This is a genomic window from Pseudodesulfovibrio sp. 7M6 (assembly GCF_050058625.1).
GTDB lineage: Bacteria > Desulfobacterota > Desulfovibrionia > Desulfovibrionales > Desulfovibrionaceae > Pseudodesulfovibrio > Pseudodesulfovibrio salinus.
Genome location: NZ_CP188816.1, coordinates 2,211,725 through 2,238,280, shown reverse-complemented (window position 1 = coordinate 2,238,280; position 26,556 = coordinate 2,211,725). Strand labels below are relative to the sequence as shown.

Sequence of the window (26,556 nt, the reverse complement as noted above, 5' to 3'; positions counted from 1 at the left end):
ATGTTTGCGACCATTCTCATTGCCGAAGGCGATGACGACATACGAGCCCTGATAGGCGACATTCTGACCGCACGGGGGCATCGGGCCGTGACGGCAGCAACGGTGGCGGAGGCCGCTGCTGCCGCACGGGAGACAATGCCGGAGCTGGTCTTTGCCGCTGCGGAACTGGCTGACGGTACGGCGGCGGATCTGATGAGGACGCTTGCGGACCTTGGCGTGCGTGCCCTGTTGATGCTCATTGTCACCGCCGGACAGGATCATTTCGATCAAGCGGTGCGTTCCATGGGGGCTTTTTCGTATCTGACTGTGCCGGTTGACCGGCGTCGTCTGGAGTTCCTGGTGGCGCAGGGGCTGGATATGGGGCCACGCCTGGCCACCTGTGCCGGGAATGGCAACCGGGAGCCTGCCGCGGGATATCTGGCTGCCGTGATGGAGGCGGGAGACAATGCGCTCTTTCTCCTTGATGCGCGTGGCGTGGTGACGGAAGTCAACAGGGGAGGGCTCGAATTGCTTGGCTTGCCCCCGGAGGAGATGGTCGGCCATGCCTATGCAACGTTTTTCCCCGGTCCTTCGGGAAATGCGCACCGCAAACTGCTCGACCGTGTCAGGGAGACGGGGAAGGTCGCTCGAATGGAGGAAGAGCGTGGAAATGCCGTGCTCGACATTGCCGTCAGCCCTGTAGTGCGTGATGGGGGGATCTTCGGCATGGTTGTTTCCGTGCGGGACATAACGGCCCAGCGTCGATCCGAGGCGGGGTTGGCCGAGAGTGAGAAACGGTACCGAAGCGTCTACCAGGCTGCCCGGGCGGCCATCATCCTGCTTGACCGTGCGGATGGAGCCGTTCTTGATTGCAATGATTCCGCAAGGCGACTGTATGGATATTCGGTTGACGAAATATTGCAGTTGAACATCGTCGATCTCGTCGAAGAGCCGGACCGTGCTTTGTCGGGCCTGCGTTCAGGGGTGGAGCGTCGCCCAATGACCCACCATCGGCGCAAGGACGGCCAGGTCTTTCCGGTTGAGGTGTCCATGAGCTACTTCCGGCAGAACGGCCGGGAGGTGTGCACCGCCTTTGTGGAAGACCTCTCCCATCGTAAGGCGGTGGAGGAGGCCCTGCGTGAGGGCGCCCGGCTCTATCGGGCTGTGGTCGAGGACCAGACCGAACTCATCTGCCGCTACACGCCCGAAGGGGAACTGACCTTTGTAAACAGCGCCTATGCACGATTTTTCGATGTGGATGAAGACGACGTGCTGGGCAAGAAATTTTTTCCCAAGCTGGCCGACGACGAACGGCGCGACGTGCGTTTCTGGCTGGAACTGGCCGGAGCGGATCGCCCCGTGTTCGACCGTGAACAGCGCGTGAAGCGGGGCGATGGCCAGGAGCGGTGGATATTGTGGACCAATCGGGCGATCCTCGGCCCCAGGGGCGAAGTCCTGGAGATTCAGGCCGTTGGCCGTGATGTTACCGAGCGTCGGGAAGCCGAGCACGCCTTGCTTCGGGCAACGGCGGAAAAGGAGCAGTACCGGCTCAATCTGGAAGCAACATTCCGTTCCATTCCAGATGCCATCCTGACCGTGGACAGCGAGTGCCGGATCATCGCCACCAACAGCGCGGCCGGGACGTTGCTCGGCGTGGACCGGGAGCAGGCCGGGGAACGACCGCTTGAGGAGTTGATGCCTGCCAAGGGAAATCCCTGCGCCAGCGTGTTGCGGCAGGTGCTGAGGACTCGCAAGCCCGTACATGGGTACGAGGCGGAACTCGATGTGCCGGACAGGGGTGCGCGCACGGTTGAACTGAATTGTACGCCGCTCATCGATCAAGAGCAGCGGCACACGGGGGCGGTTCTGGTGGTGCGTGATGTCTCCCGCATTGCCGACCTGGAAAAAAGGTTGCAGGAGCGGCACGGGTTCCGTGGCATCATCGGCCGTAGCTCGGCCAGGCAGGATATTTACAAACTTTTGGAACAGCTTTCCTCCCTGGATTCCATCGTGCTCATCCTCGGCGAGTCCGGCACCGGCAAGGAGCTGGTGGCCGATGCCCTGCACTATGGCGGACCTCGGTCGGGCAATGCGCTGGTCAAGGTCAATTGCTCGGCACTCTCAGAGAATCTGCTGGAGAGCGAGCTCTTCGGTCATGTGCGCGGCGCGTTTACCGGCGCGGTGCGGGATAAGGTGGGGCGCATACAGGCAGCCCAGGGCGGAACGCTTTTCCTGGACGAGATCGGAGATATCTCGCCGCTTATTCAGCTCAAGCTCCTGCGTTTTTTGGAGCAGAAGGAATATGAGCGCGTGGGAGAGTCCCAGACCCGTTCCGCGGATGTCCGCATCATCGCGGCCACCAACGTGAACCTGATGGAGGCGGTCCGGGCGGGCACATTCAGGGAAGACCTGTATTATCGGCTCAACGTCATGCCGGTCCGCTTGCCCCCCTTGCGGGAGCGGCAGGCGGATATTCCCCTGTTGGCGGAACATTTTCTGGAGCTGTTCTCCGGCCAGTTCAACAAGCGTTTTTCCCGTCTTTCCGAAGAGGTCGTGGATCTTTTCATGGCCTATCCCTGGCCGGGCAATATCCGGGAACTGCGGCATATCCTGGAACACGCCTGCATTCTTTCTCCCGGTGGCGACATCTCCCTGCGGCATATCCGTAACGATCTGGTCGAACAGATGCGGGGCTGCCGTACAGCTCCGCAGCGCGAGTCGATGCGCGAGGAAGTGACCTGCTCTCCCGTTCGCGGCGTCGATCGGCAGGCGGTGGCCGATGCGCTGGCCCAGTGCGGTGGCAACAAGGTGCGGGCGGCGCGCGTCCTCGGCATTCACCGTGCCACATTGTATCGCAAGCTGGCCGCATGGGGCATGGACTGATGTTGGACGCGGTCCTGTCTTGAAATTTATAATAAGTCTAATACATCAAAATGATGCGTCTTCGGTTCTTCCTTGCTAGAGGTGATGCATGCGTAATGAATCATGGTACCCCGAAGGGGACCGCATTGCCGGGTATGGGGGAGAAAGGATGCTCAAGATGTTGGAGCCGCAGTCCTTGGAGGTTGAACTGCAATGCAGCGGCTCCCCATTGCTTGTAGCTTTCCTCAAGCGCAACGATCGGTTTCGCGATCAGCGTCAGGCTCTGGAGGAGGCGGCTTTTCGCTTTCAGGACAAGGTGCGGTGTTTTCTCTATGATACGGACTATCTGGACATGATGATGAATCAGTTTCAGGTAAAGGGCACACCCACGTTTTTGCTCTTTCTTGATGGCGTCGAGGTGGATCGCCTGATTGGCGAATCCGACCTCGAAACGCTTGAGGATTTTATCCGCACCGGACTTCGTGAACATTGATCGGCCTTTTCTCCGGCTGGTTTCAATTTAAGGAGCGCTCCCCCGAAACGGGAGCGTTTTTTTTGTGTTGTCGAACTGCTCCAATTCGCTCCGGAAATCGTAGCAGAAACTTTTCTTGGTTTGTGTTGATTGCGGCGCAATATATGTTTTGGGGTCGTCCTGCATTGCAGTGTCCGGTTCATTCTTTGCCATTTTTCCCTGATGCATTGTCTTTCATGCGATTGTACAATCAATGTATAAATGAATAATAGTATGCCAATTCTCCAAAAAACAGTGGTGGTGCGTTGAATGAAGGATGATTTATTCCATACCGGTTGAGTATGGAATAGCCGAATTGCATCCGTTATTGACATGGTGGTTGCTTTTTCCGGCTTGGAGCGGTTGATAAGTTGCCATTAAGATCACTTTTTGTAGGTGTAGTTGATTATTGGGCTTGACTTTATTTGTGTTGACTGTGCACAACAGATCGTATTGTTTGACCGTGTGCCTGTCCGGACGGATGGGTGGAGATGACGTGAGAAATCCCTACCGAAGTTCGGGAAACCGATAGGCAACTGGTTGGAAACGATGCGGAATTGAGGCCACGAACACTGGTAGGAAAGGAGCGCCCGCGATTGGATGACGATCGGTGCGTGCGCATTCGCTCCCAGATGCTTCAGAGAAAAAAATGAACGGAAGCCGTTTACATGGAATGGAAGCCGTTCGGTAGATGGCCCGCGTTGCGGCGGGTACATGGACCGCGGTATTCGCGGCATCAAAACAACAGGGGGTGCTATGGGAATATCCAAATGGGATTGGGAGACCGGCCAGAAAACGGTCGTTGAATCCCTTTCCCCAATCGAAGGACATGGATGGCAGGAAGAGCCGTACGTTTCGCCTGATGGCGAAACCGTGGCCGCTATCGTCCAGGTCGGAGAAGGTGAGTTTTCCGTACGGGTCAACGACACGGTCTGGGAAAACACCTTTGAAAAAATCTGGGGACTCAAATTTTCGCCGGATGGCCGTTTGACCGCCATTTGCCAGCAGGACATGGAATGGGTGCTGGTGGTGGACGGCGAGCTGATGGGTGAGACCACGGACTACATTTGGGAGACCAAGTTCAGCGAGGACGGTTCGAACATTGCGACCATGTACAAAGGCATGGAGCGGTACGGCGTCTGCATGAACGGAGAGCCGTGGGAAGAGCTGTACGAGAACGTCAACCAGTATGCCATCTCGTCCGACGGCAAGCACAGCTGTGGCGTTGCCCAGGTGGAGAGCCTGGGACAGGCGGATATCGAGGGATTCAAGAAGGGCATCTACACCATCGCCGTGGACGGCGTGCGCTGGCCCGGCAAATACCTCAACGTCTGGGGACCGACTTTTGATTCCACTGGCGAGCATGTGGCAGCGCAGGTTCGTCCCTCCGTTCATGGCTACACCATCGCCGTGGACGACAAGCCCTGGGCCGCCACCTACGGCCAGGTATGGGAGCCGATCTTCCATCCCACCGACGGCTCGGTGGTCGCTCCCGTCCGCGTAGGCGGGCAGTGGGGCGTGGCCAAGGACGGCAACATGCTGTGGGAACCGCGCTACGCCCAGTGTCTTTACCTGCAGTACGGCAAGCCCGGCAACAAGCTGTGGGCCGTGGTGGCCACCTCTTACGGCGAGTTCACCGTTGCTTGCGACAACGCCCCCTGGGACGCGACCTTCCCGGTGGTGACCGACCTTGTGTTGAGCGCCGACGGAACACGCGGAGCGGCAATCGCCAGCGAGTACAACTCCAACTTCCAGATTGTCGTGGACGGCAAGGCCTGGGCCGGCACCTACGACATGGTTTGGCCCGCGACCTTCTGTCCCGGAGGCAAGAACGTTGCCGCCATGGCGGAGAAGGACGGCAAGCGGATCATTCTGCTCAACGGCAAGCCCTTCGAGCGTTCCTTTGACTTGGCATGGTCCCCGGTCTTCAGTGAAGATGGCTCCAAGGTGCTCATCCGCGCCATCGAAAACAACAGCTACGTCCGCATCGTCGCCGACGTGGCCCAGTTCTAGGAGGTCGCGCCATGACTGATTTTTATGTCTTCGTCAGCGGTCCTCTGGCCTGGGTTGCCTGGGGCTTTTTCATCATCGGTTCCATTTACCGGCTGGTGTCCATGTATGCCCTGGCCAAGGCCAAGGACGGTTCGTCTCTGGCATACATGAGCCTGCCCTATAGCCTGCGTTCCATCTTCAACTGGCTCATTCCGTTCAACTCCATGGGGTGGAAGTCCGATCCGTTGATGACGGTCACGACTTTCCTCTTCCATATCGGTTTTCTGCTGGTTGCCGTATTCCTCGGTGCGCACGTTGTGCTTTGGGACACCGCTTTCGGCATTTCGATTCCGAGCCTGCCCGAAGCCTTCGGTGACGCCGTAAGCTTCGTGGTTGTGGCCACCTGCGCGGTCTTCGCCTACCGTCGCCTGGCATTGCCCCACGTTAAGGGCGTGACCCGTCCCAAGGACTGGTTCTCTCTTATCCTGGTGGCCCTGCCGTTCGTCACCGGCGTGCTCGCCTACCATCAGGTGGGGCCGTCCCTGCTGATGACTACGCTGCACGTGCTTGCAGGTGAACTCCTGCTTGCCCTGATTCCGTTCACCCGTCTCAGCCATGCGTTGTTCGCCCTGTTCACCAGGTCGTACATGGGTTCGGAATTTGGTGCGGTTCGTCACGCCAAAGACTGGTAGACCCCTCTAACAAAGAAAGCGAGGATAAGAATAATGAGTCGGATAGCTGACAGAATAGTTGCTGATCCCGGCCTTGAAAGCGGGGTTGCCAGCCTTACTCCCGAGAAAATCGAGAAGGTGGTCAACCAGGTGCTCAAGGGAGAGACCGGGGCCAAGCTCAAAGTATATAAGGAGACGTGTATGCGTTGCGGCCTCTGCTCGCAGGGTTGCCACTACTACATGTCCCATGACTTCGACCCCAGCTACTCTCCGGTCAACAAGGCCACGGAGACCATGTATGAGCTGATGGACAAGAAGGGCAAGGTTACGCCGGAGCGCATCTATCAGATGGCCCAGATGGCCTACACCGAATGCAACCTCTGCAAGCGTTGCGCCCACTATTGTCCCATCGGTATCGACACCGGATACATCATGTCCACGGTGCGCCGTATCTGCTACATGCTGGATGTCGTACCCCAGTACATTCGCGATACCGCCCACTCCCATGCCTCGACCATGAACCAGATGTGGGTCAAGGACGACGAGTGGATCGACTCCCTGCAGTGGCAGGAAGACGAGGCCCGGGACGAATTCCCCGACCTGCGCATTCCTCTCGATAAGGAAGGCGCGGACGTCTACTACTCGGTCATCGCTCCGGAACCCAAGTTCCGGACCCAGCTGATCTATCAGGCTGCGGCCATCATGCATGCGGCCGGTGTCGACTACACCATGCCTTCCGAGCCCGGTTGGGATAACTCGGACATGTGCATGTTCGTGGGTGACTTTGAAAATATGGGCCGCCTCAAACGTGCCCACTTCGAATCCGCACAGAAGCTTCGGGTCAAGCGCATCGTCATGGGCGAGTGTGGCCACGCCTTCCGTTCGGTCTACGACATGGGCAACCGCTGGCTGGCCTACAAGAACAGCCCGGTGCCCATCATCCATGCCATCGAGTTCTACTGGGAGCTTATCCAGGAGGGCAAGATCAAGATCACGCACAAGTACGAGAAGCCGGTTACCATCCAGGACCCGTGCAACGTCATGCGTGGTCGCGGACTTATGGACAAACTGCGCGAAGTCGTCCATTTCCTGTGCGAGGAAGTGGTGGAGATGATCCCCAACCGCGAGCACAACTACTGTTGCTGCGCGGGCGGCGGCGTCATCAACTGCGGGCCGCCGTTCAAGAACACCCGCATGGAAGGCAACCGGGTCAAGGCCGAACAGTTGAAGGCTACCGGCGTGCATGACGTGGTTATCCCGTGTCACAACTGTCACGGCGGCTTGGAAGACATCATCGGCTACTATGATCTCGGGATGCACGGAAAGTTCATCGGCGACATCATCTATGAGCTGATGGAAAAACCGGAACTGTAGGAGGAGGACGCCATGCATAAGAATAATATCGTCAAGCTTGCGGCCTCCATGCTGACCATCCTCGCGATGGTTGCCTTCTACATGGTCCCGGTCGCCATGTCGCAGGAAGACATGACCCAGGTGCCCGCCGAAGGCTTCGTCACGTTGCAGCGTCCCCGTGTGGCCTTTGCCCACGATGCGCACAACGAGAAGGCCGGTATTGAGGACTGCGTTGTCTGCCACCACGGCAAGACCGATGACGGCAAGCAGGACCTGGAAAACTCCAGTGAGGGTGATCCCTGCTCCTCTTGCCATGCCGTAAAGCCCACGGATGGAACGACGCCGTTGATGCGTGCCTATCACCGTCAGTGCATCGGCTGCCATAAAGCCAAGGGCAAAGGCCCTGTGGCTTGTGGTCAGTGCCACGCCAAGTAAACGGTTCGTATAAAAAACTGCCATACGCGGCCGCCGGATTATTCCGGCGGCCGTTTTTTTGGGGGGGGAGGCTTGGTTCCCTGGTGTGCCAGGATTGCGCAAAAAGCACGGCGGAGGGTTTGAATTCAGAGTGATGGCCAGCGACTTCATCCATAGTATATAATGGCTTTATAAAAAAGAAGGTGTATAACGGAGGCTAACTGTCCGAAGGAGGGCTCCATGAATATCAAGGGAAAGTTATTGATGATGGTCGGATTGCCAGTCGGGGCGATAGTGATCATCCTGGCCGTTGGGCTGAAAAGCTTTTTCACCATCGAGTCCAAAATGGAGCAAGTAAATATGCTGCATCTGGACCGTGCGACCATGACGGCTGCCGACCGGGATGCCTATCAGGCTCAGTTAGCTGCAATGGAAGTGTTGCAGGCCCATTCCGTTGCCGTTTTGGATAGGTTAAAGGCTGCAAGCGAGGAGAATCTGAAGCAGACCTGGGATCGGCTGGAAAAGCCGTCTCAGCATTTTACGTCGGAAATGGCGGAGCCCTACAATGGATTCAAGAAGAACTACCAGGAATGGAAGAAGCTTAACGATACAGTCTTTGCCCTTTCGGGTGAGACGATGGCGGCTAACCTGACTGCCGAGAGTGAGGAAGAAAAGGCGCTGGCTTCCTTTGGCGCCATGCGAGATGTCATAGATAAGCTGGGCGAACTCATCGGTACGGAACTCAAAAATCCTACCATTGATCCTCAGCGCCGTTTGCATCTCGAAGACGCCATGTCCAAGGTGCTTAATGCGGACCGGGATGCCTATCAGGCGTATGTCGCCCAATTACAGGTCAAGCGCGCCACCTCTGTAGATGAAGAGAAGCAGCTGGCGAATTCGTTTGTGGAAAATGTTGGTCAGACAAAAGATCGCGTCATTGCCGGGGCGGATATTGCCGGTGGTTCGGCAATAGTCCTGAAGCAGGAATTTTTGAATCTGTTCCAGGCTTGGGAGTCCCATAGCCGAAAGGTTGTTGAGCTTGCCTCCGCCAACATAGAAAAGAACATTCGGAAGGTCGAACTGCTGGCTCAGAGCGAAAAAGACTTTGAAACCATGCGCAGTTTTATCGACAAGCTCGGTGAACTGGAGATGGTCCAGGTGCAGCAGCATTTGGATGAATTGGATAAAATGATTTCTTACACCATTACCACGTATCTCCTTGTCTCTATAGCGTTTATTTTGGTGTCTATGATTATTGCCTGGATTGTGGCATCGCGGATTGCCAGTGTCATGCGGCAGAGTGTTGAGTTTACCAATGCCGTTTCCCAAGGTGATTTTACCGCCATGCTCGACGTGAAGAGGAAGGATGAGATTGGTCAGCTTGCTGATGCCATCCGAGGCATGGTTGCCAATCTGAGTGGCATTGTCCGGGAGATTCAGGACGCCACTGCCGTGGTTGCAACGGGCAGCGAAGAGCTTGCCAGCTCTTCCCAGACCCTGAGCCAGGGCGCCACGGAACAGGCCTCGGCCGTGGAAGAGGTTTCTTCCTCCATGGAAGAGATGTCTGCCAGCATCAGCCAGAATGCCGATAGCTCCGGGAAGACCGGCGAAATCGCCAGGCGGACCGCTCTGGATGCCAAAAAGGGCGGTGAGGCGGTCAAGCAAACTGTGGAGTCCATGAAGCAGATCGCCGAGAAAACGCTGATTATTGAGGAAATAGCGCGCCAGACCAATCTGTTGGCCCTCAATGCGGCCATTGAAGCGGCCCGGGCCGGCGAGCACGGCAAGGGCTTTGCCGTTGTTGCGGCTGAGGTGCGCAAGCTGGCGGAAAAGTCCGGGCAGGCCGCCAGTGAAATCAGCGAACTGTCCAGCATGTCTGTGGAGGTTGCCAGCAACGCGGGCAAGATGCTGGACGCCATTGTCCCCAGTATCGAGCAGACGGCGGAATTGGTTCAGGAGATCACCGCCGCTTCCAATGAGCAGGACACCGGAGCCACGGAAATCAGCTCGGCACTGCAACAGCTCGATACCGTGGTACAGTCCAATGCGGGCTCCTCTGAGGAAATCGCCTCGACGGCAGAGCAGCTTTCCTCCCAGGCCATGCAGTTGGAAAAGTCCATCTCCTTCTTCCGACTCTCCAATCCCGGCACTTCCGGCCATATGGAAAGGTCGAAAAAGAAGGTCATAAAGGCCAAGCCTGCGGCATTGCCCGCTGCTTCGGCAACGCGCCATAGCGGCGTCGCATTGGAAATGGATGCCCATGACGATGATAGTTTCGAACGATTCTAAGATACCCTGACTCATGATAATCAAGCCTCGGAGAATGCCTCCGGGGCTTTCTTTTATCCTTATACGTATACTGTAATGTGAATGGTTTGAGGAATTGAGCTAATGCACTGGATTTTCGAGACGAATGGATATAAGAAATAACATTGGGCCAACCGGCTCATCCTTTTCAATAGACCTCAAGGAGGCAGGATATGTTGTTGCGCCACATAAGGTCATATTGGTTTCTGACCCTTTTACTCGCACTGGTTGTTACTGTCCCGCCGGTCGCCGGGGCCTGCACCGGCATCCGTGTGAAGGCCAAGGACGGCTCTGTAGTCTTTGCCCGTACCATGGAGTTTGGCTCCTGCATCAAATCCGACATCATGGTGGTTCCAAGAGGACAGGCCTGGACCGCACTGGCTCCCGATGGCAACAAGGGAATGCAATGGACCGGCAAGTATGCCTATGTCGGCCCCAATGGGTTCGGCCTGAATTGCCCCATCGAGGGCATGAATGAAAAGGGGTTGTACGCGGGTGCCTTCTGGATGCCCAAGGGCGAGAGCGTGTTCCCGGAAGTGGCTCCCGCCGATTATCCCAAGATGCTGGCCCAGCCGGATGTGGCCAACTGGCTGCTGGGCAACTGCGCGACGGTTGAAGAAGTCCGTGATGCCGTGCTGAACAAGGTCAAGATCGGCGGCGTGCTGGTCAAGACCATGGGCATGTATCCCTATGCCCACTGGTACGCCATGGATACGACGGGCAAGGCCATTGTCATTGAGAGCATTCACGGCAAGGTCACGGTGACCGACAACCCGGTGGGCGTCTTTACCAATGCTCCGTCATTCAGCTGGCATCTGCGTCATCTGCGGACGTACGGCAATCTGAGCCCGAACAATATCGAGCCCTACAAGCTGGGCGATTTCACCATGCGCCAGTTCGGTGAGGGGTCCGGCATGGTCGGGCTGCCGGGTGATTCCACGCCTCCGTCCCGTTTTGTGCGTGCCGCGTTTTTTGCCAATCTGGCTCTGACTCCGGCTGACGCTGATGGCGCGGTGCAGGTTGCCATGGACCTGAACGACAACTTCACCATCGTCAAGGGCATGGTCCGCGGCAAGAATGCCGACGGCTCCAGCGAATACGACTACACCCAGTGGAGTACTGTCTACGATATGGCCCGCAAGGCGGTTTACTTCCGTACCTACGAGAACCACAACTTCCGCATGGTCCGCTTCGACAAGCTGCCGCTGACCGGCAAGAAGGTCCACATCGTCCCCATGTGGAGTGTTAAGCCCGCTTACCCGGACGTGAGCAACACTGCAAAGTAGCTGTCATCACAGCAAATAAAAAAACGGCTTCAAGCATAAACTTGAAGCCGTTTTCTTTTTTTCTGGTGGAGACGAAGAGATTTGAACTCTCGCCTTCCCGTGAAGGTTTCGGGGCAGCGATTATTTCGCTGTTCGGTTATTGAAATTTTGTGCATATTTTTTTATATGTGCTTATAAATTTAAAAAGGAGAGACTTATGAGTGACAAGCTGCAAAAGCCAGGTGAAAAGCCTAACTCTTCCGGTGAATACATAGAACGTGGGCCTCGGGGAGGAGTCCTCAAAGATCCTCGTCAAGTGACAATTGAACCTAATGATACTCCTCTGCCTCCTACTCAAGAGAAAGGTCATAAATGGGAAAGGATCGGACCTGCGAAAAAGTAATATAGGTTAAGGCCGATTTTATTCGTATAAATGAGGTAGGGCAAACATACTGACCTTTACCTAAAGGTAGAGGCCTTTGCATATGGCTATTATAAGCAGGAAGAAGAGGAAACAGCGAGGTGGAAGATATTGTTATATTTTTTTTAAACGTTGTTCGACTGTAAAACAAAGCTCAGAGATGTTTTTTTGAACGGCCTGTGCAAGGCAACATATGTCAAAAACAGATAAAGATTGAGGTCTGTTAATCGGGCCGGAAATATTACGTATTCGCCGCCATTTCCCTATAGCATCAGGAAGATTGCCATAAGCTAATCGTGCGAATTGTGAATGGTTGAGTCCATTTTTAGTAGCCCATTCTTGAGCGAATTTGACTAATTCACGTTCAAATAGCTTTGAATATTCTGGCATGAAAGTGATTGCTTATTAGCGGTGGATTGAGCTGATAACGACCGCGCCCTATATAAGAGAGTGGTCTTGCTGACTGAAAAAAATCAAAGAAATTAAAGTATTGATAAATTTAATGGTAACTTTATGTGCTTGTTTCTCCCAACCCCAAAAAAACGGGTTACGCTCTTGCGTAACCCGTTAATATCATTGGTGGAGACGAAGAGATTTGAACTCTCGACCCCTGCCTTGCGAAGGCAGTGCTCTCCCAGCTGAGCTACGTCCCCGTTGGTGAACAGGGTAAATAGCCCTTTTGGCTGCACTAGACAAGTGTTTTCAGCGAGATCATCCACATTTGGCCGGTCTTAGGACAGGCCGAGGGCTGTGCTGATGGCCTGTACGCGGTGCGTATAGGTGTGTTTGCGCAGGATCAGTTCGCGCCAAGCTTGGCGAAGCGTTTGTTTTTGTGCCGATTCCTTTTGATATTTGTGGAAAAGGGGGCGGATTGCATCGGGAGAGGAAAAGGAAATGGGGGCCGTCAGGTCCTCGGGGAAAATGTCGAGGCCTGCATGGCGGTCCGTGAGCAGGAAACCGCCCGCGCACCAGACATCGAAGTGGCGCTGGGTCAGGCCGCCGGGAAGTTGCATCCCGGTCACGTTGAGTACGGCGGCGGATTCCCGGTAAATGGCAGGAAGGTGGGCATAGTAATCCACCACCGGGCGCAAGTCCGCGTTGGCGAGATTGCTCCATCCCTCGTCGCCAAAGATGGTGACCGGCCCGGCTGCCGAGAGGCAGTCGAGCTTCCAGGCAAGGCCGTTCGATTCCGCTGCCGCTGCGATGCGCCGAACCTCGTTGTCGGGCCAAAGCGGCTCGATGCCGAGTTCCTTTTGCCACCAGAGAAAATGGCGTCGTGTTGCCGTATCGTTCGAATCAGCTGACGTGACGTCATGCAGACCGGCGAAGAATTTTTCGCGGTTGGGAAAGGAGGATCGGCCGACAAAGACAAGTCGGTCGTTCAGGCCATACCCGTGATCGGGAAGCGAGCCGCCCGAAAAAAGTTTAGGACTGGCGGCCAGAGGCAGGTGCGTTACCTGTTGTGCTCCATTTGCCTTCAGGACCGGGATGAACGTGTGGTCCGTGACGAACAGGGGGATGTCGCGCCAGAACGTGGACTTGATGGCCGGGAGCAGGTTGAACGGATTGTCCACCAGCCACGTTGCAGTGGCCACCCCGGCCTCGCGCAGCATGGCGTACCCCAGCCCGAATGGGTCCAGCCCTTTGAAGTTGACGGAAAGAAACAGGTCGGGCGCGCCCTGCTTGAGCAGTCGGGGCATTTGCTCGCCCGGACGCCGGGCCAGTGCCTCACTATCCAGAAGGCGCACGGTGTAGTTTGCGTCCCGGAAGGCATCGGTTAATTCCCGGCAGAGCAGGTCGTTCTCGCCGGACGGAATCCAGACCGTGCGTTCGAGCCGTTTGGGTTGGGCGCCCAAGGCCAGCCGCGCAGTGAGTGGAGCGAAAAAGGAGGGGAACGCCCGCTGGACCGGAAGATAACGAACAACACTGGCCGAGGCAGCGAGTTGCGCTGTGAATTCCTCCGGGGGCATCCGGGTGAAGTACTTCGGTAGGCTGGTTGACCAGCCGGGAAGTTGGGCCGCAAAGCTGGGGCACTCGATGAAACGGATGTCTTCACTCTCTGAAAAGTTGAACCATTCAGGCAACTTTCCCGGCTCGGGGCCGAGGCCTAGAAAAATGATCGGCACCCCGGCAGTGCGCGGCCTGCCTGCCCATTCGAACCGGGCGGGGTCGGCGGGCATGGACTTGGAGAGTCCCAATTCGTCCGTAACGGTGGCGTGGCGTGGTCTGGTCACTGCTGTGCTTGGCTTTTTCGGCAGATTCGGCTAGAAATCGCTCCACGCCGATCAGGGAGCGTCCAGCATATGAAACAATACCAGGACAAATACTTCAAAAGGGCCAAAAAGGAAAATTACGCCGCGCGTTCCGTCTACAAGCTCAAGGAGATGGATAAGCGGTTTTCCCTGTTCAAGCCCGGCCAGACCGTGCTCGACCTGGGCGCCGCGCCCGGTTCGTGGACACAGTTTGCCGGTGAGCGGGTGGGCAAGTCCGGCCATGTGCTTGGCGTGGATATCCAGGACACCAAGCATACCTTCCCGGAAAACATAACCTTTTTGCAGGCGGATGTCTTCTCCGATTCGCCGGAGCTGCTGGAGGCCATAGCACCGCTTGCGCCGTTTGATCTGGTCATCAGCGACATGGCTCCCAAGACGACCGGCGTCAAGTTTGCGGATCAGGCCAATTCGCTTGAGCTGTGCGAACGCGCCTTTGAGGTGGCGCAGAAATACCTCAAAAAAGGCGGGCATTTCGCGGTCAAGATTTTCGAGGGCGGCGAGACAAAGGATTACCGGGATTCGCTCCGTCCGTACTTTGGCAAGGTCAAGAATTTCAAGCCCTACAGCTCCCGATCCGAAAGCAAGGAGATCTTCATCGTTGCGCTTGGCTTTAAGGGAATTGATGGGTAGTATAATCAACTCATTATCGAACGAAACAATAAGAGTATATTTGAGGAGGCAATATGTCCGGACATAGTAAATGGGCGAATATCCAGCACCGCAAGGGGCGCCAGGACGCCAAGAAAGCAAAATTTTTCACCAAAGCGGCCAAGGACATCATTCTGGCAGCCAAGGCGGGTGGCGGCAATCCGGACGATAACGCCGGTCTGCGCCTGGCCATTCAGAAGGCCAAGGCCGTGAACCTGCCCAAGGACAAGATCGACAACGCCATCAAGAAGGGCACCGGCGAACTGGCCGGCGGCGATATCCTTGAGGTCTACTACGAAGGGTACGGCCCGAATGGTGTGGCCATCATGGTCGATGTGGCCACCGACAACAAGAACCGTGTGGTTGCGGAAATTCGCCATGCCTTTACCAAGCACGGCGGCAACCTGGGCGAGAACGGCTCGGTCGCCTATCTCTTCAACAAGAAGGGCGTCATTGTTTTCGACAAGGAAAAGTACACCGAAGACCAGCTGATGGAAATCGGCCTCGAAGCCGGTGCCGAGGATATCGTGGACGACGGCGATACCTTTACCGTGCAGACCGAACCCGGCGATTTCATGGCCGTGCAGCAGGCGTTTACCGATGCAGGCATGGAATTCGAATCCGCCGAAGTCAGCCAGGTGCCGGAAACCCTGGTGGCCGTCGATGTGGCTACCGGGCGCAAGGTCATGAATCTTGTCGATACCCTGGAAGACAACGAGGACGTGCAGAAGGTATTCCTGAACGCCGACTTCCCTGACGAAGTGTTCGAGGACGAGTAATATCATGTCCGATGGCGGCCTGGTGGTTCTTGGACTGGACCCCGGCTCAAGAGTGACGGGCTACGGCTTCGTCCGCGAGATTTCAGGTAGGGCCGAGCTGGTGGAAACCGGCACGGTCCGTACGCCGGTCAAGGAATCCATGGCCGTCCGCATGGGTGTCATTTTCGAGCAACTCGCCGAACTGATAAAGACCCATGGGCCGATGGAAGCCGCCATTGAAAATGTTTTTGTTTCTCGCAACCCCTCGTCCGCCCTCAAACTGGGGCAGGCGAGGGGTGCCGCCATGGCGGCCTGTGCGGTGCACGGCCTGTCCGTGGCGGAATATGAACCTTCCAAAGTGAAGAAAAATCTGGTTGGCGTGGGCAATGCGCCCAAGGATCAGGTCGCCTTCATGGTTGCCCATTGCCTGGGCATCAAGAAACCCTCCTGGGCCGAGGATGCCTCCGACGCCCTGGCCGTGGCCATCTGCCATCTCAACGAGCGGCGCATGCGCAGGCTCACCGGCGCCTAAGGCGCGAGGCATACCGTGGAATCTCTGCTTCTCAAATCTCTTCCCTTTGCCAAAGTCCTGTTTTCCTTCATACTCATGCTGATCGGGATGCGGTTGCGCATCAGCCTGGGCTTGTCCATTCTGGTTGGCGGGCTGGTCATGGCGCTCCTGTTCGGCCTCGGGCCCGTCGCCTTCGTCAAGACCGGTGCGTTGGCGCTGACACAGGATAAATTCCTCTATTTGGCGGCCATTGTCGGGCTGATTTTGATCCTGTCCGATGCCATGGAGCGATCCGGCCAGTCCCGGCGACTGATGGACTCTCTTTCCGGCTATCTGACCAGCCCCCGGCTCCGGCTCATCTTTTTCCCGGCGCTCATCGGCCTGCTGCCCATGCCGGGTGGGGCGGTGTTTTCCGCCCCCATGGTCAAGACCGTGTCCTCGGACATGCGGATTTCCAACAGTGACCGTGCCGTGGTCAACTACTGGTTCCGCCATGTCTGGGAGATGTGCTGGCCGCTGTATCCCGGCATTATCCTGACCGTGGCACTGGCCGATATCCCGATCATTGACCTGATATCACGCACCTGGCCTGCCACGCCCATCATGTTGCTGCTCGGGTGGTTTTTCTATCTGCGCCCCGGCGTGCTCAAGGCCAGCGACCTCGCCCTGGACATCCCGCCTGCGCCGCGTCGGCCAAAGGTGGCACTGCGGGAAGGTTTGCCGCTGCTCATCGCCATTGTCGGAGCCATCGGGCTGGAGGCCTCTATTGCCTCCTTCTTGCCCTCCATGGATTTCGAGTTGGGAGTCATAGCGGCGTTGCTGCTCAGTGTGGTCTGCGTCATGGCGCAAAACACCTCTCTCGGGTTGCCGTTCCTCAAGGCCGTGCTTTCCAAGAAAAGCCTCTGGGCCATGATATTCGTCATAACGTCTATTTTCATCTTCAAGGACGTGATGCAGGCTGCGGGCGTTGTGCAGGAGATGTCCCGCGTGGCGGGCGGCGATGCGGCGCTTATCGCCTCGGCCACTTTTTTGCCGTTTCTGGTGGGTATGGTGGCGGGCATCAACGTGGCGTTCGTGGGCGCGACCTTTCCGCTCATGCTTGGTGTGTTGCAAAACCTCGGGATGCAGGACCAGACCATTCCCTATCTGGTGCTGGCCCAGTTCTCCGGCTTTACCGGGGTCATGATATCGCCCATCCACATCTGTTTTATCCTGACCTGCCAGTATTTTGAATGCGATCTGGCCTCAACATGGCGCAAGGTTGTTGCGCCGTGTCTCATCTTCATCGCCCTTGGTGTCGGGATTTTCCTCTTTTTGCGATAACGTGGTGTCGGATCGTGGGTAAGCCCTTGCGGTCAGCGCCGGTTTTTTGTAAGAGTCAATTCCTTCCAGCTTGGTAGGTAATTGCACTTTGAGGAGATACCAATGGCGATGTATGCAGAGAAATTCACCGATGATACCCTGGCCTCCCTATTCCCGGTCGATCGTACCGACCAGTTTTTCGAAGCGCTTTTCGGCGAAGCGGAAGAGGGGAGTTATGACATTGCGTTGCGTTATCGGGACGACGATGGCGAAACGCTGAATTTCGAGCTGGAGTTGATCCAGCGGCCGGGCAAGTGTCTGGCCTGCAATCTGACCTATGGTCTGCCCACGGTGTTTTCGCGACATCCCATCATCAATCTGCCCGGCCTGGCCGAAGATGCGGCCTCTGTCATAGGCCGAAACGTCGCTTCATGGAGCGTCGGCAATACCAGGGAACTGAACAATAAGCTTCACGCCATCCCGCTGATGGTGGAATTGGCGTAACTGTTCATTAGGGGGAGCCTGCTTTCCCAATGGCGGATAGGTTAGCCCACCTGTCCGGCCGAGGCGGCGATGGCCTCTTCCACGGCTTCGGCAATGGCGGTCGGTGAATCGGCCATGCCTTCCTCCAGCATCCCCAGCTGAAGATTGAGTTCCCGCTGCAACGGTACGGCCAGCGGATTGAAATATTGCTTCCACAGGGCCACGGCCTTTTCCGGCTTTTCCAGCCGGACCAGCGTCAGCCCTAGATAGAGCAGGGCGTCCTGAAACTCGCGGCGGATGCGCAGGGCGCGTTCGAATTCGATCTTGGCCTGAAGATATTTGCCCAGCCTGTAGAGGCAGACGCCGAGGCGGTAGCGCACGTCGGCGTCGTTTTTGTCCGCCTCCATGCATTCCATATATTTCTCGCGGGCCGCGTCCCAGTCCTCGTCCATATAGAGGGCGTTGGCACATTTCATTGCGTCCACGGCACCGGCGGTGGATGCGATGGGGCCGTCCGGGTTTTCCTTCTTGATGCGCCGCACCGCGCCGAACAGGAAGTTGCGTCGGGATGTATTGATTTCCTTCTTGGCCATGTGATCCTCCGAGGGAGAGGATACCTGTTTTCACGTCCCGGTCAACTCATTGCCTTTTCAGGGAGTTCATGGGATTCTTCCCCAATGACGAGTCCCATTTGCGGCTGGACCGGCAAGGTCCTGCACATCGACCTCTCCACAGGCGAATCCGCCGTGTTTCATCCCTCGCCCAGGCTGTACGCCAGCTGGCTGGGCGGCCGGGGGCTGGCCGGATACTATCTCCGTTCCCACTGCACGCTGGAGTGGGACGATCCTGAACAGCCGATCTGTTTCTTTACCGGTCCGCTTACCGGTACGGCTGCGCCCGCGTCGAGTCGGGGCGTGTTGCTGACCCGTTCTCCGCTCACTTCGGCAGTGAACGACTGCACCGTGGGGGGAGGCCTAGCCGTCCGGCTCAAGCGGGCGGGCTGGGACGGGCTGGTCCTCTTCGGGAAAAGTCCAGTCCCATGCGGCATCGAGATAGACAACGAGGATGTCCGTGTCGTCGAAACCGACCTGTGGGGCGAGACCACGGACACGGTGTTCGACAGGCTGGAAGGCGCGGACATTTCGATTGCCGCCATTGGCCCGGCCGGGGAAAACGGCTCTCCGCTGGCCAGCGTGGTGGTGGACCGCTCTCACGCGGCGCTTCGTGGCGGTCCTGGCCTTGTCTGGGCATCCCGCAATCTGAAATATATTTCCGTCCGTGGAACCGGGGAAATCCGTGTGCGTGACGAGGCTGCCCTTGCGTCCGCCTGCGAATCCATCCGGCGGCTCGCTGCGGCATCGCCTGTGCTCATGGGACGGCATGGCTTTGCAAACCGGGGCACCGGAGCGCTCTACGATCTCATGGATTCGCGCTGCATGATGCCCACGGACAACTTTCGGGCAACGCGTTTTGCCGGGGCCGCACTGCTCAATGCCGAGGCATACCGCCGGGCGTACAATCCTGAGTCCTTCGGTTGCGAGGGCTGTCATATCCGCTGCAAGCTGCGGGCGGAGGACGGCCGGGCCATACCGGACTATGATGCCATGGCGCATTTCAGCGCGCTGGTCGGCAATACGGATATTGAGCTGGGCTTGGGTGCGGTGGGCCTCTGCGGCCGTCTCGGCCTGGACCCGATTTCCGCAGCATCGGCCATGGCCTGCCGGAGGGAGATAACGGGCGAGCCGTGCGACGGACGGACGATCCCGCTCGCCCTGCACGAGATGGCGCATGGTGGGGCGCTTTCCGGCGGTTCCCTGGATTTTGCCGAGTCCTGCGAACGGTCGGAGCTGTCCATGTCCGTCAAGGGCCTGGACCTGCCTGCCTATGATCCGCGCGGGGCGTATGGGTTGGCCCTGGCCTATGCCGTCAACACGCGGGGCGGCTGTCATCAGCACGCCAATCCCCTGAGCCATGAGGTGTTGCGCAAGCCTGTGGCGACCGACCGCTTTACCTTCAGCGGCAAGGCACGCATCATCAAGATTGCCGAGGATCAGAACGCGGCTGCCGACTGTCTCGGCATCTGCCGCCTGATAGGGCTGGCCGCCGGGCTGGAGGAATACGCCCGCGCCTACACCGCCGTTACCGGCCTGAATGTCTCGCCGGGCGATTTGCAGGCCTGTGGCGAACGAGTCTGCTACCGGGAACGGATCATGAATTCTCTTAACGGATTTGGCGACTGTGAGGACGACCTGCCGCCCCGGTTCTTTACTGAGCCCGGCACCTCCGGCGGTGGGGTGGACATTCCGCCCCTGGATCGCGAAACCTTTCTGGCGGCGCGCGCACGATACTACAACGTGCGGGGACTGGATGAGGAAGGGCGGCCCACGCAGGAGACCGCCGAACGTCTGGGGCTGGAGCTGTACGCATGAGGGGGCTCTGTACCAAATACGCGCGGAAGCTGGTGGCGCAGGGCGTCTGTGCCAAGGGCGAGCCCTTGGTGGGCGGCCTGGATGACGAACTGGTCTGGAACCGTGATGACCCGCGAACCAAGGAGCTGGCCCGGCTTTTCGATCTGCTTTCTCTCAACTCCCTGGTCTTTGCCCGGCCTGCCGAGCCCTATGCCTCGATCATCGATTTTCTGGCCGCGCGCTACCCGGAATTCATCCAGCCCGAAGACACCGAAACCCGGACGTTTCTGCACGATATCCCTGTCTGCCGGGAGTTTTCCGCCGAGGCCCTGGCCGAGCATCTGGCCCGGCGCAAATCCGCCATCGTCCCCGGCCATGGCGTGATCGCCCCCGGCACGGTCAGTCCGGAACAGGGATTTGTCTTCTTCTCCTCCACACTCTTTTCGTGCTTTGTCCTTTTCTTTTCCGAGTATCTGGCCGCTGCCCGCCGGGGAGAACCGGACCCTGAATTCCGGGCCGTCTTCGAACGGGCCGCCGGACAGTTGCCGTCGTTACGGACCGACTCGCCTGATCTGGCTACCGGGCCGTTCACCGATGATGATTCCGTGATCGCGGCCATGGCCGAGGCTGGGCGTGCCGTGGTTCACTACGGGCTGGTGGATTCGTTTTTCGGCAATGTCTCCTGTCGGTTGAGTGATGTGGTGCACATCAGCCAGACCGGAAGCTCGCTTGACGAGTTGGAAGGGTGCATCGATCCCTGCCCGCTGGATGGCTCCACCACGCACGGACTGACCGCATCGTCCGAACTGTCTGCCCATGAGGGCGTATATCGCAGCGCGGACGCTCTCTGTATTCTGCACGGCCATCCGAAATTCTCCGTCATTCTCTCCATGGACTGCGAGCGGGCGGAGTGCCCGAATCGGGGGCATTGCCATGTGGCCTGCACCGAGTGCCGAACCGTGGAGGGGGTGCCCGTGGTGCCGGGCGAGGTGGGCACCGGGCCGACAGGGCTGTGCAACACCCTGCCGCCAGCATTGGCCGCGTCGGGGGTCGCCGTCGTGCACGGGCATGGAGTGTTTGCCACAGGCGGCAAGGATTTCAACGAACCGTTCGGCCGGTTGCTCGACTTTGAAAACCGGTGCCGCGCCCTGTACTTCGAACGAGTCGCCACGCTGTCACGTTAGTGCAATTTTGGGTGCATTGCCTTTCGCTGCCTGCGGACTTATTCTTGTCGGCAACAATGACGAAATCCTTTTTGCAACTGAAATCGACAATCGAGGTACCCACCATGATTACTACCAAGAGCAAATCCGCCGATTTTCTGACCGAGTTTACCGATGGCACGCACACCGGCTTGTGCGATGCCCCGGCCGACAAGGGCGGCGCGGATGCCGGATTCACTCCCTTTTCCCTGCTGGAGGCCTCTTTGGCGGGCTGCCTGAACATCACCCTGCGGGTTTATGCCAAGAATCACGGCATTGATCTGGGTGATGTCGAGTGCACCGTCACCCTGGTTTCGGGTGATGACGGCTCCACCTTCGAGTACAGCGTCAAACTGCCCGAGGGGTTTGAGCCGAAGGTGAAAAAACGACTGCTGGCCGCCCTCAAGGGCTGCCCCATCCATGGTCTGCTGGCCAAGCCGATGGATTTCAAACTGATCGAGGATTAACGGATCAGGCCGTCCGGTCCGGGATGCTCGCCCGGACCGGACTTTTTACTCATAACCCCCATCCCCATCGCCTCGGTTGCTGAATTGTCCATACCGGGGTGCTCCCACATATGAAGACCAAACATCATTTTCTGCGCGATACGTGGCGGCTTGCCAAGCCGTATTGGTTCTCCGAAGACCGTTGGTACGGCAGGGGCCTTCTGGCTGTCATCGTGGCCATGAGCCTCGGGCTCGTCTACGTCAACGTGCTGCTCAACAAGTGGAACAACGTGTTTTACAATACGTTGCAGAATCACGACTGGGACGGGTTCGTCCACCAGATCGGGGTGTTTTGCATCCTTGCCTTCATCTATATTCTGGTGGCCGTCTATCAGATATATCTCCAACAGATGCTGCAAATCCGCTGGCGGCGTTGGCTGACGGAGCGGTACCTGGAGCGGTGGCTGGATCACCGTGCCTACTATATGATCCAGATGCACGGCAACGAGACCGACAACCCGGATCAGCGTATTGCCGACGACATCGGCGGCTTTGTGGGACAGACCCTGTCCCTCTCCCTGGGATTCCTCGAATCCGCCGTCACCCTGGTCTCCTTTATCGGTATTCTCTGGGGACTCTCGGGTGCCATCTCCTTTTCCCTTGGCGGGCTGGGCATCACCATCCCCGGCTACATGGTCTGGATCGCGCTGATCTACGCCGCCGTGGGCAGCTACCTGACCATGCGAGTCGGTCGCCCGTTGATTCGGCTGAATTTCATTCAACAGCGGTATGAAGCTGACTTCCGTTTCAGTCTGGTGCGCTTTCGGGAGAACGTGGAGGGCGTGGCCTTGTACGGCGGCGAAAAGGACGAGGCCAGGATCTTCGGCAGCCGGTTCGCCAACGTTGTGGATAACTGGTGGGCGCTGATGAAGCGTCAAAAACGGCTGGCCTGGCTGACCAACGGTTATGCCCAGGTGGCGATAATCTTCCCCATCCTGGCCGCAGCGCCGCGCTATTTTTCAGGTGCCATGCAGTTGGGCGGTCTGATGCAGACCTCCTCCGCCTTCGGTCAGGTGCAGGGGGCGCTGAGCTGGTTTGTGCAGGCGTATACTTCCCTTGCCCAGTGGCGGGCCACGGTGGATCGTCTCACCAGTTTCACCCATGATATCGAAGCTGCCCATGAGGTGCGGGAGGGTGTGGGGCCGGAACGCAGCAGGAATGACGGCAACGCCTTGGCAATCCGTGAGTTGTCGTTGCAATTGCCCGATGGCGCTCCCCTGCTGGATGGTGTGGAATTTGAAGTGAAGCCGGGCGAAAGCCTGCTGGTCAGCGGTCCCTCCGGTGCCGGAAAGAGTACGCTCTTTCGGGCCATTGCCGGGCTTTGGCCCTATGGCGAAGGGGCAATCCGGCTCCCCGACACAGGCAGGACCATGTTTTTGCCGCAAAAGCCGTATCTGCCGGTTGGCGATCTGCGCACCGTGCTGAGTTATCCGGCCCCGCCGGACGGTTTCAGCGACGACGAACTGCGCGCCGCCCTGGCCGATTGCGGGCTGGCCCGGCTGTCCGACCATCTGGACGATGCCAGCTATTGGGCGCAGCAGCTTTCCCCCGGCGAGCAGCAGCGGTTGGCCTTTGCCCGTATGTTGCTCCAGAAGCCGGAGTGGCTGTTTATGGACGAATCCACCTCCGCCCTGGACGAGACGGGCGAGGCCGCGCTCTATACCTTGTTGCGCGAGCGGCTGCCGAACACGGCGGTAATCAGCGTGGGGCACCGTTCGTCGCTGCGGGCCTTTCATCAGCAGCGCCTTGACGTGGGCGATTACGTCGCCGCCCGGTAGGGCTACAGAACGCCGAGCAGTTGCAGGCCGTCGCGGAACAGGAGCAGGGCGAGGATGCACAGTGCCAGCCCCAGCAACCGGTTGAGCGCCTTGTAGAATGGTCCGCTCAAGAAGGCTCGGGAGCGCCCCACTAGCAGGGCTGTGCCGATCTTCGACCCTATGAGGGCCACATAGAAGGCGACAAGGAAAATAATCAGGGTCCCTTTGCCCTGGTTCAGAGCCCGATGCATAAGTGTACTGCCCACCGTCGTCCAGAACAGATAGGGGTGCGGGCTCAGCAGGTTGACCAGGATACCCTTGCGCAGAGACTTCGGGGCAGCCTGCTGCATCTGTGCCGTAATCGGCTTGGGAAACAGAGAGCCAATGCCCATGGACAGAACGAATGCGCCGCCCACCAGAGCTATGATACCGAGCAACGGCTGGTGGTCCGACAGCTTGGATAGCAGGAGCAGGGTGACAAGAACGAGGGGCAGGTCGGTGAAGAGGGGGGAGAGCGCGACCCGGACGCCGCTGCCCGCGCCGTGCCGCAATGTTTCGGAGATAACCAGGGCCAGCAATGGGCCGGGCGAAAGCCCGGCGGACAGTCCGATGACCAGTCCGAGCGTCAAAAATTCCATGATGTCTATATGTTGTTGTTTAGGCGTTGCCCTTGGGCTTGTCCATTTTGGTGTCCTGGGCGATCTTGGCCATCTGGGCGCGGAGATAGTTCGCCGCGAGGTCGCCCATGTCGTTGTTGCCGGACGCGGAAAGCCCCTGTTCGTGTAGGTCCTGATCGATCTGTTTTTCCATGCGGGCGGATTCCAGGAACATGATGTAGGCCAGCGCCAGAGCCGCGTTGTTTTCATCCGTGCCGTCGCAGAGCAGTTCGATGTTTTTGAGGTCCACGGTCTCCATGAGCCGGTCCACGAACATGGTCACCCACTTCTCGTAGAGCTCGCCCATCAGCGGCGGAATCATCTCCACCACCTTGTCGGTGGCGTTGCCGCCGGTGCCGGTAACGGACATGAACTCGGCCAGGGCCTCCCGACGTTTGGTTTCGTCCTGAGCTTCGATCTTGTGCATGATTACCGAGAAGACGTGGGTGCGGATGGCGTTTGGCTCCATGGGGGCTTGCTCCTGCTTTTGCTAAATTTTTGCGCGATGGCGCGGCGGGAAGTGTAGCTCAATGCGTGCTTTCGGGCAAGGTTGGGTGTGCCCCCGGCGCACTGCGGGTACAAACAAACTTTTGTCATTGGGCGCGAAGTAGGCTACTTACAGGCGAACCAGCAAAAGGACATTCCATTCATGATCGAATACCTGCAAGGCACGCTGATTTCGGCCGACGACAAGCGGCTCGTGGTGCTTACACCCGGCGGCGTGGGATATGGCATGGCCGCTCCCACCTCGGTGCTGGCCCGTCTGCCGGGCAAGGGGTGCGAGGTGGCCCTGCACGTCCACACCCAGGTGGCGGAGAAGGCCATCGACCTTTTCGGCTTTCTGGAGAGCGACGACCTGGAACTTTTCAGAACACTCATCTCCATCGACAAACTGGGGCCGAAGAAAGCCCTGGCCATTCTTTCGCTCTACGATGCCGCGCACCTGCGCGAAATCGTGTTCCGCGAGGATGCGACCATGCTCTCCCGCGTGCCGGGTATCGGTCCCAAGTCGGCCAAGCAGATCCTGTGGAACCTCAAGGACAAGGCGAGTCAGCTTGGAGCGGCGGTACCTTCGGGCAACAAGACGGCCGACGTGCCGCAGGGACCGCATGGCGAGTACCTCGACACCCTTGCGGGCCTCAAGGGCCTGGGATACGCTGAGGAAGAGGTCAGGCCGCTGATCATTGATACCTTTGACGCGGAACCCGACCTCGACGCCGCCGGAGCCATCCGGGCGGTACTTAAGAAAATCAACGCGATGCGCTCATGAGCAACTGTACGCTTCCTGAAGAAAATGTCCGCCCGAGGCGGCTTTCCGACTTTATCGGCCAAAACGATCTGCGCGCCAATCTCGACGTGTTCATTCGCGCGGCCAACGAGCGGGAGCGGCCGCTGGACCATACGCTTTTCTACGGCAATCCGGGGTTGGGCAAGACCACGCTGGCCCGGATTATGGCCGGTGAGCTCGGGGTGAACATGGTTTCCACCTCCGGTCCGGTCATCGAGCGGTCCGGGGACCTTGCCGCCATCCTGACCAATCTGGAGCGCGGCGATATCCTGTTTATTGACGAGATCCACCGTATGCCCGCCACCGTGGAAGAGGTCCTGTACCCGGCCATGGAGGATTTTCAGATCGATCTGGTCATCGGCTCCGGCCCGGGCGCGCGCACCGTCAAGCTCGACCTGGAACCGTTCACCCTGGTGGGGGCCACCACGCGGCTTGGGCTGCTGACCTCGCCCCTGCGGGATCGGTTCGGTTGCATCTTCCGCATTGAATTTTACTCCCCGGAGGAACTGGGACGCATTGTGGAGCGTTCGGCAGCCATCCTTGGCGTCAAGGTTGAGCCGGATGGCGCATTGGCCATCGGCCGCAGGGCGCGCGGCACACCGCGTATCGCAAATAGATTGCTTCGCCGTGTACGGGACTACGCCCTGGTCCACGGCGACGGCACCGTGACCCGCGATATCGCCGAGTCCTCCCTGGAGCGGCTCGACGTGGACCAGCACGGGCTGGACAACATGGACCGCAAGATTCTCACCCTTGTGGTGGAGACATTCAACGGTGGTCCTGTGGGCCTCAAGACCATTGCCGCGGCCTGTGCCGAAGAGGTGCGGACCATTGAGGACATCTATGAGCCGTACCTTATCCAGTGCGGATTTTTGAAGCGCACGCCGCGTGGCCGTGTGGCCACGGCCAAGGCGTATCAGCATCTCAAGATGCGTATGGAAGACGACGACCAGTTGCGGCTCATTTAGCTGCCGCTTGGAATCAAGGCT

At 58.2% G+C, this 26,556-nt stretch carries 25 protein-coding genes and 1 tRNA gene; 20 read left to right on the top strand and 6 right to left on the bottom strand.

Annotation, left to right across the window (positions count from 1 at the left end):
* From ACI0FG_RS10655 to ACI0FG_RS10615, 9 genes are all read left to right on the top strand, one after another.
* A complete protein-coding gene (locus tag ACI0FG_RS10655) occupies positions 1–2,862 on the top strand; it encodes a PAS domain S-box protein (RefSeq protein WP_419784971.1) in 2,862 nt (953 codons plus the stop codon).
* An 88-nt stretch (positions 2,863–2,950) separates the two neighbouring features.
* Complete coding sequence (locus tag ACI0FG_RS10650) at positions 2,951–3,334, top strand: thioredoxin family protein (protein WP_419784970.1); 384 nt, start codon at positions 2,951–2,953, stop codon at positions 3,332–3,334.
* Between the two features lie 774 nt (positions 3,335–4,108).
* Complete coding sequence (gene tmcD, locus ACI0FG_RS10645; RefSeq protein ID WP_419784969.1) at positions 4,109–5,365, top strand: electron transfer complex subunit TmcD; 1,257 nt, start codon at positions 4,109–4,111, stop codon at positions 5,363–5,365.
* Positions 5,366–5,376: 11 nt separating this feature from the next.
* Positions 5,377–6,036, top strand: a complete 660-nt coding sequence (gene tmcC / locus ACI0FG_RS10640; RefSeq protein WP_419784968.1) for a TmcC family electron transfer complex membrane anchor subunit — start codon at positions 5,377–5,379, stop codon at positions 6,034–6,036.
* Positions 6,037–6,069: 33 nt separating this feature from the next.
* Positions 6,070–7,389 (top strand): electron transfer complex ferredoxin TmcB, encoded by a 1,320-nt coding sequence (tmcB, locus tag ACI0FG_RS10635; protein ID WP_419784967.1) that lies wholly within the window; start codon positions 6,070–6,072, stop codon positions 7,387–7,389.
* A gap of 12 nt (positions 7,390–7,401) precedes the next feature.
* Positions 7,402–7,803 (top strand): acidic tetraheme cytochrome c3 TmcA, encoded by a 402-nt coding sequence (tmcA, locus tag ACI0FG_RS10630; RefSeq protein ID WP_419784966.1) that lies wholly within the window; start codon positions 7,402–7,404, stop codon positions 7,801–7,803.
* Positions 7,804–8,022: 219 nt separating this feature from the next.
* The gene (locus tag ACI0FG_RS10625; RefSeq protein ID WP_419784965.1) at positions 8,023–10,071 is read left to right on the top strand and encodes a HAMP domain-containing methyl-accepting chemotaxis protein; all 2,049 of its coding nucleotides are present in this window, start codon (positions 8,023–8,025) and stop codon (positions 10,069–10,071) included.
* A gap of 191 nt (positions 10,072–10,262) precedes the next feature.
* Complete coding sequence (locus ACI0FG_RS10620; RefSeq protein ID WP_419784964.1) at positions 10,263–11,375, top strand: linear amide C-N hydrolase; 1,113 nt, start codon at positions 10,263–10,265, stop codon at positions 11,373–11,375.
* A gap of 196 nt (positions 11,376–11,571) precedes the next feature.
* Positions 11,572–11,757 (top strand): YjzC family protein, encoded by a 186-nt coding sequence (locus tag ACI0FG_RS10615; protein WP_419784963.1) that lies wholly within the window; start codon positions 11,572–11,574, stop codon positions 11,755–11,757.
* A gap of 132 nt (positions 11,758–11,889) precedes the next feature.
* On the opposite strand, the gene ACI0FG_RS10610 is transcribed toward ACI0FG_RS10615, so the two are convergent.
* The 3 genes from ACI0FG_RS10610 to ACI0FG_RS10600 all read right to left on the bottom strand — a co-directional run bounded on the left by ACI0FG_RS10610 (position 11,890) and on the right by ACI0FG_RS10600 (position 14,009).
* Positions 11,890–12,165 (bottom strand): hypothetical protein, encoded by a 276-nt coding sequence (locus ACI0FG_RS10610; protein ID WP_419784962.1) that lies wholly within the window; start codon positions 12,163–12,165, stop codon positions 11,890–11,892.
* Between the two features lie 187 nt (positions 12,166–12,352).
* Positions 12,353–12,428 (bottom strand) — tRNA-Ala (locus ACI0FG_RS10605).
* Between the two features lie 78 nt (positions 12,429–12,506).
* Positions 12,507–14,009, bottom strand: a complete 1,503-nt coding sequence (locus ACI0FG_RS10600) for a glycosyltransferase family protein (RefSeq protein WP_419784961.1) — start codon at positions 14,007–14,009, stop codon at positions 12,507–12,509.
* A gap of 69 nt (positions 14,010–14,078) precedes the next feature.
* Between ACI0FG_RS10600 and ACI0FG_RS10595 the strand changes: the two genes are divergently transcribed.
* The 5 genes from ACI0FG_RS10595 (at position 14,079) to ACI0FG_RS10575 (ending at position 17,771) form a co-directional block, all read left to right on the top strand.
* Positions 14,079–14,678 carry an RlmE family RNA methyltransferase gene (locus tag ACI0FG_RS10595; protein WP_419784960.1) on the top strand — a complete coding sequence of 200 codons (600 nt, stop codon included), beginning with the start codon at positions 14,079–14,081 and terminating at the stop codon, positions 14,676–14,678.
* 53 nt (positions 14,679–14,731) lie between these two features.
* Positions 14,732–15,475, top strand: a complete 744-nt coding sequence (locus ACI0FG_RS10590; protein WP_419784959.1) for a YebC/PmpR family DNA-binding transcriptional regulator — start codon at positions 14,732–14,734, stop codon at positions 15,473–15,475.
* Between the two features lie 4 nt (positions 15,476–15,479).
* Positions 15,480–15,986, top strand: a complete 507-nt coding sequence (gene ruvC, locus ACI0FG_RS10585; RefSeq protein WP_419784958.1) for a crossover junction endodeoxyribonuclease RuvC — start codon at positions 15,480–15,482, stop codon at positions 15,984–15,986.
* Between the two features lie 15 nt (positions 15,987–16,001).
* On the top strand, positions 16,002–17,288 hold the full coding sequence (locus tag ACI0FG_RS10580; RefSeq protein ID WP_419784957.1) for a DUF401 family protein: 1,287 nt from the start codon (positions 16,002–16,004) through the stop codon (positions 17,286–17,288).
* 102 nt (positions 17,289–17,390) lie between these two features.
* The gene (locus ACI0FG_RS10575) at positions 17,391–17,771 is read left to right on the top strand and encodes a pancreas/duodenum homeobox protein 1 (protein WP_419784956.1); all 381 of its coding nucleotides are present in this window, start codon (positions 17,391–17,393) and stop codon (positions 17,769–17,771) included.
* Between the two features lie 41 nt (positions 17,772–17,812).
* On the opposite strand, the gene ACI0FG_RS10570 is transcribed toward ACI0FG_RS10575, so the two are convergent.
* Entirely contained in the window at positions 17,813–18,343 is a 531-nt protein-coding gene (locus tag ACI0FG_RS10570; protein ID WP_419784955.1) for a tetratricopeptide repeat protein, read from the bottom strand.
* A gap of 84 nt (positions 18,344–18,427) precedes the next feature.
* Between ACI0FG_RS10570 and ACI0FG_RS10565 the strand changes: the two genes are divergently transcribed.
* The 4 genes from ACI0FG_RS10565 (at position 18,428) to ACI0FG_RS10550 (ending at position 23,644) form a co-directional block, all read left to right on the top strand.
* Entirely contained in the window at positions 18,428–20,179 is a 1,752-nt protein-coding gene (locus ACI0FG_RS10565; RefSeq protein WP_419784954.1) for an aldehyde ferredoxin oxidoreductase family protein, read from the top strand.
* Positions 20,176–21,342, top strand: a complete 1,167-nt coding sequence (locus tag ACI0FG_RS10560; protein ID WP_419784953.1) for a class II aldolase/adducin family protein — start codon at positions 20,176–20,178, stop codon at positions 21,340–21,342. Before ACI0FG_RS10565 ends, ACI0FG_RS10560 begins: the two co-directional genes overlap by 4 nt.
* 104 nt (positions 21,343–21,446) lie before the next feature.
* On the top strand, positions 21,447–21,827 hold the full coding sequence (locus ACI0FG_RS10555; RefSeq protein WP_419784952.1) for an OsmC family protein: 381 nt from the start codon (positions 21,447–21,449) through the stop codon (positions 21,825–21,827).
* A gap of 110 nt (positions 21,828–21,937) precedes the next feature.
* Complete coding sequence (locus tag ACI0FG_RS10550; protein ID WP_419784951.1) at positions 21,938–23,644, top strand: ABC transporter ATP-binding protein/permease; 1,707 nt, start codon at positions 21,938–21,940, stop codon at positions 23,642–23,644.
* 2 nt (positions 23,645–23,646) lie between these two features.
* Here the strand turns inward: ACI0FG_RS10550 and ACI0FG_RS10545 are convergent, their stop codons facing one another.
* Complete coding sequence (locus ACI0FG_RS10545) at positions 23,647–24,261, bottom strand: LysE family translocator (RefSeq protein ID WP_419784950.1); 615 nt, start codon at positions 24,259–24,261, stop codon at positions 23,647–23,649.
* Between the two features lie 19 nt (positions 24,262–24,280).
* Positions 24,281–24,748, bottom strand: a complete 468-nt coding sequence (locus ACI0FG_RS10540; RefSeq protein ID WP_419784949.1) for a hypothetical protein — start codon at positions 24,746–24,748, stop codon at positions 24,281–24,283.
* 180 nt (positions 24,749–24,928) lie between these two features.
* Here ACI0FG_RS10540 and ruvA point away from each other — a divergent pair, with 180 nt between their 5' ends.
* Positions 24,929–25,549 carry a Holliday junction branch migration protein RuvA gene (ruvA, locus tag ACI0FG_RS10535; RefSeq protein ID WP_419784948.1) on the top strand — a complete coding sequence of 207 codons (621 nt, stop codon included), beginning with the start codon at positions 24,929–24,931 and terminating at the stop codon, positions 25,547–25,549.
* Positions 25,546–26,535 (top strand): Holliday junction branch migration DNA helicase RuvB, encoded by a 990-nt coding sequence (gene ruvB / locus ACI0FG_RS10530; protein WP_419784947.1) that lies wholly within the window; start codon positions 25,546–25,548, stop codon positions 26,533–26,535. Before ruvA ends, ruvB begins: the two co-directional genes overlap by 4 nt.
* Positions 26,536–26,556: the final 21 nt, after the last annotated feature.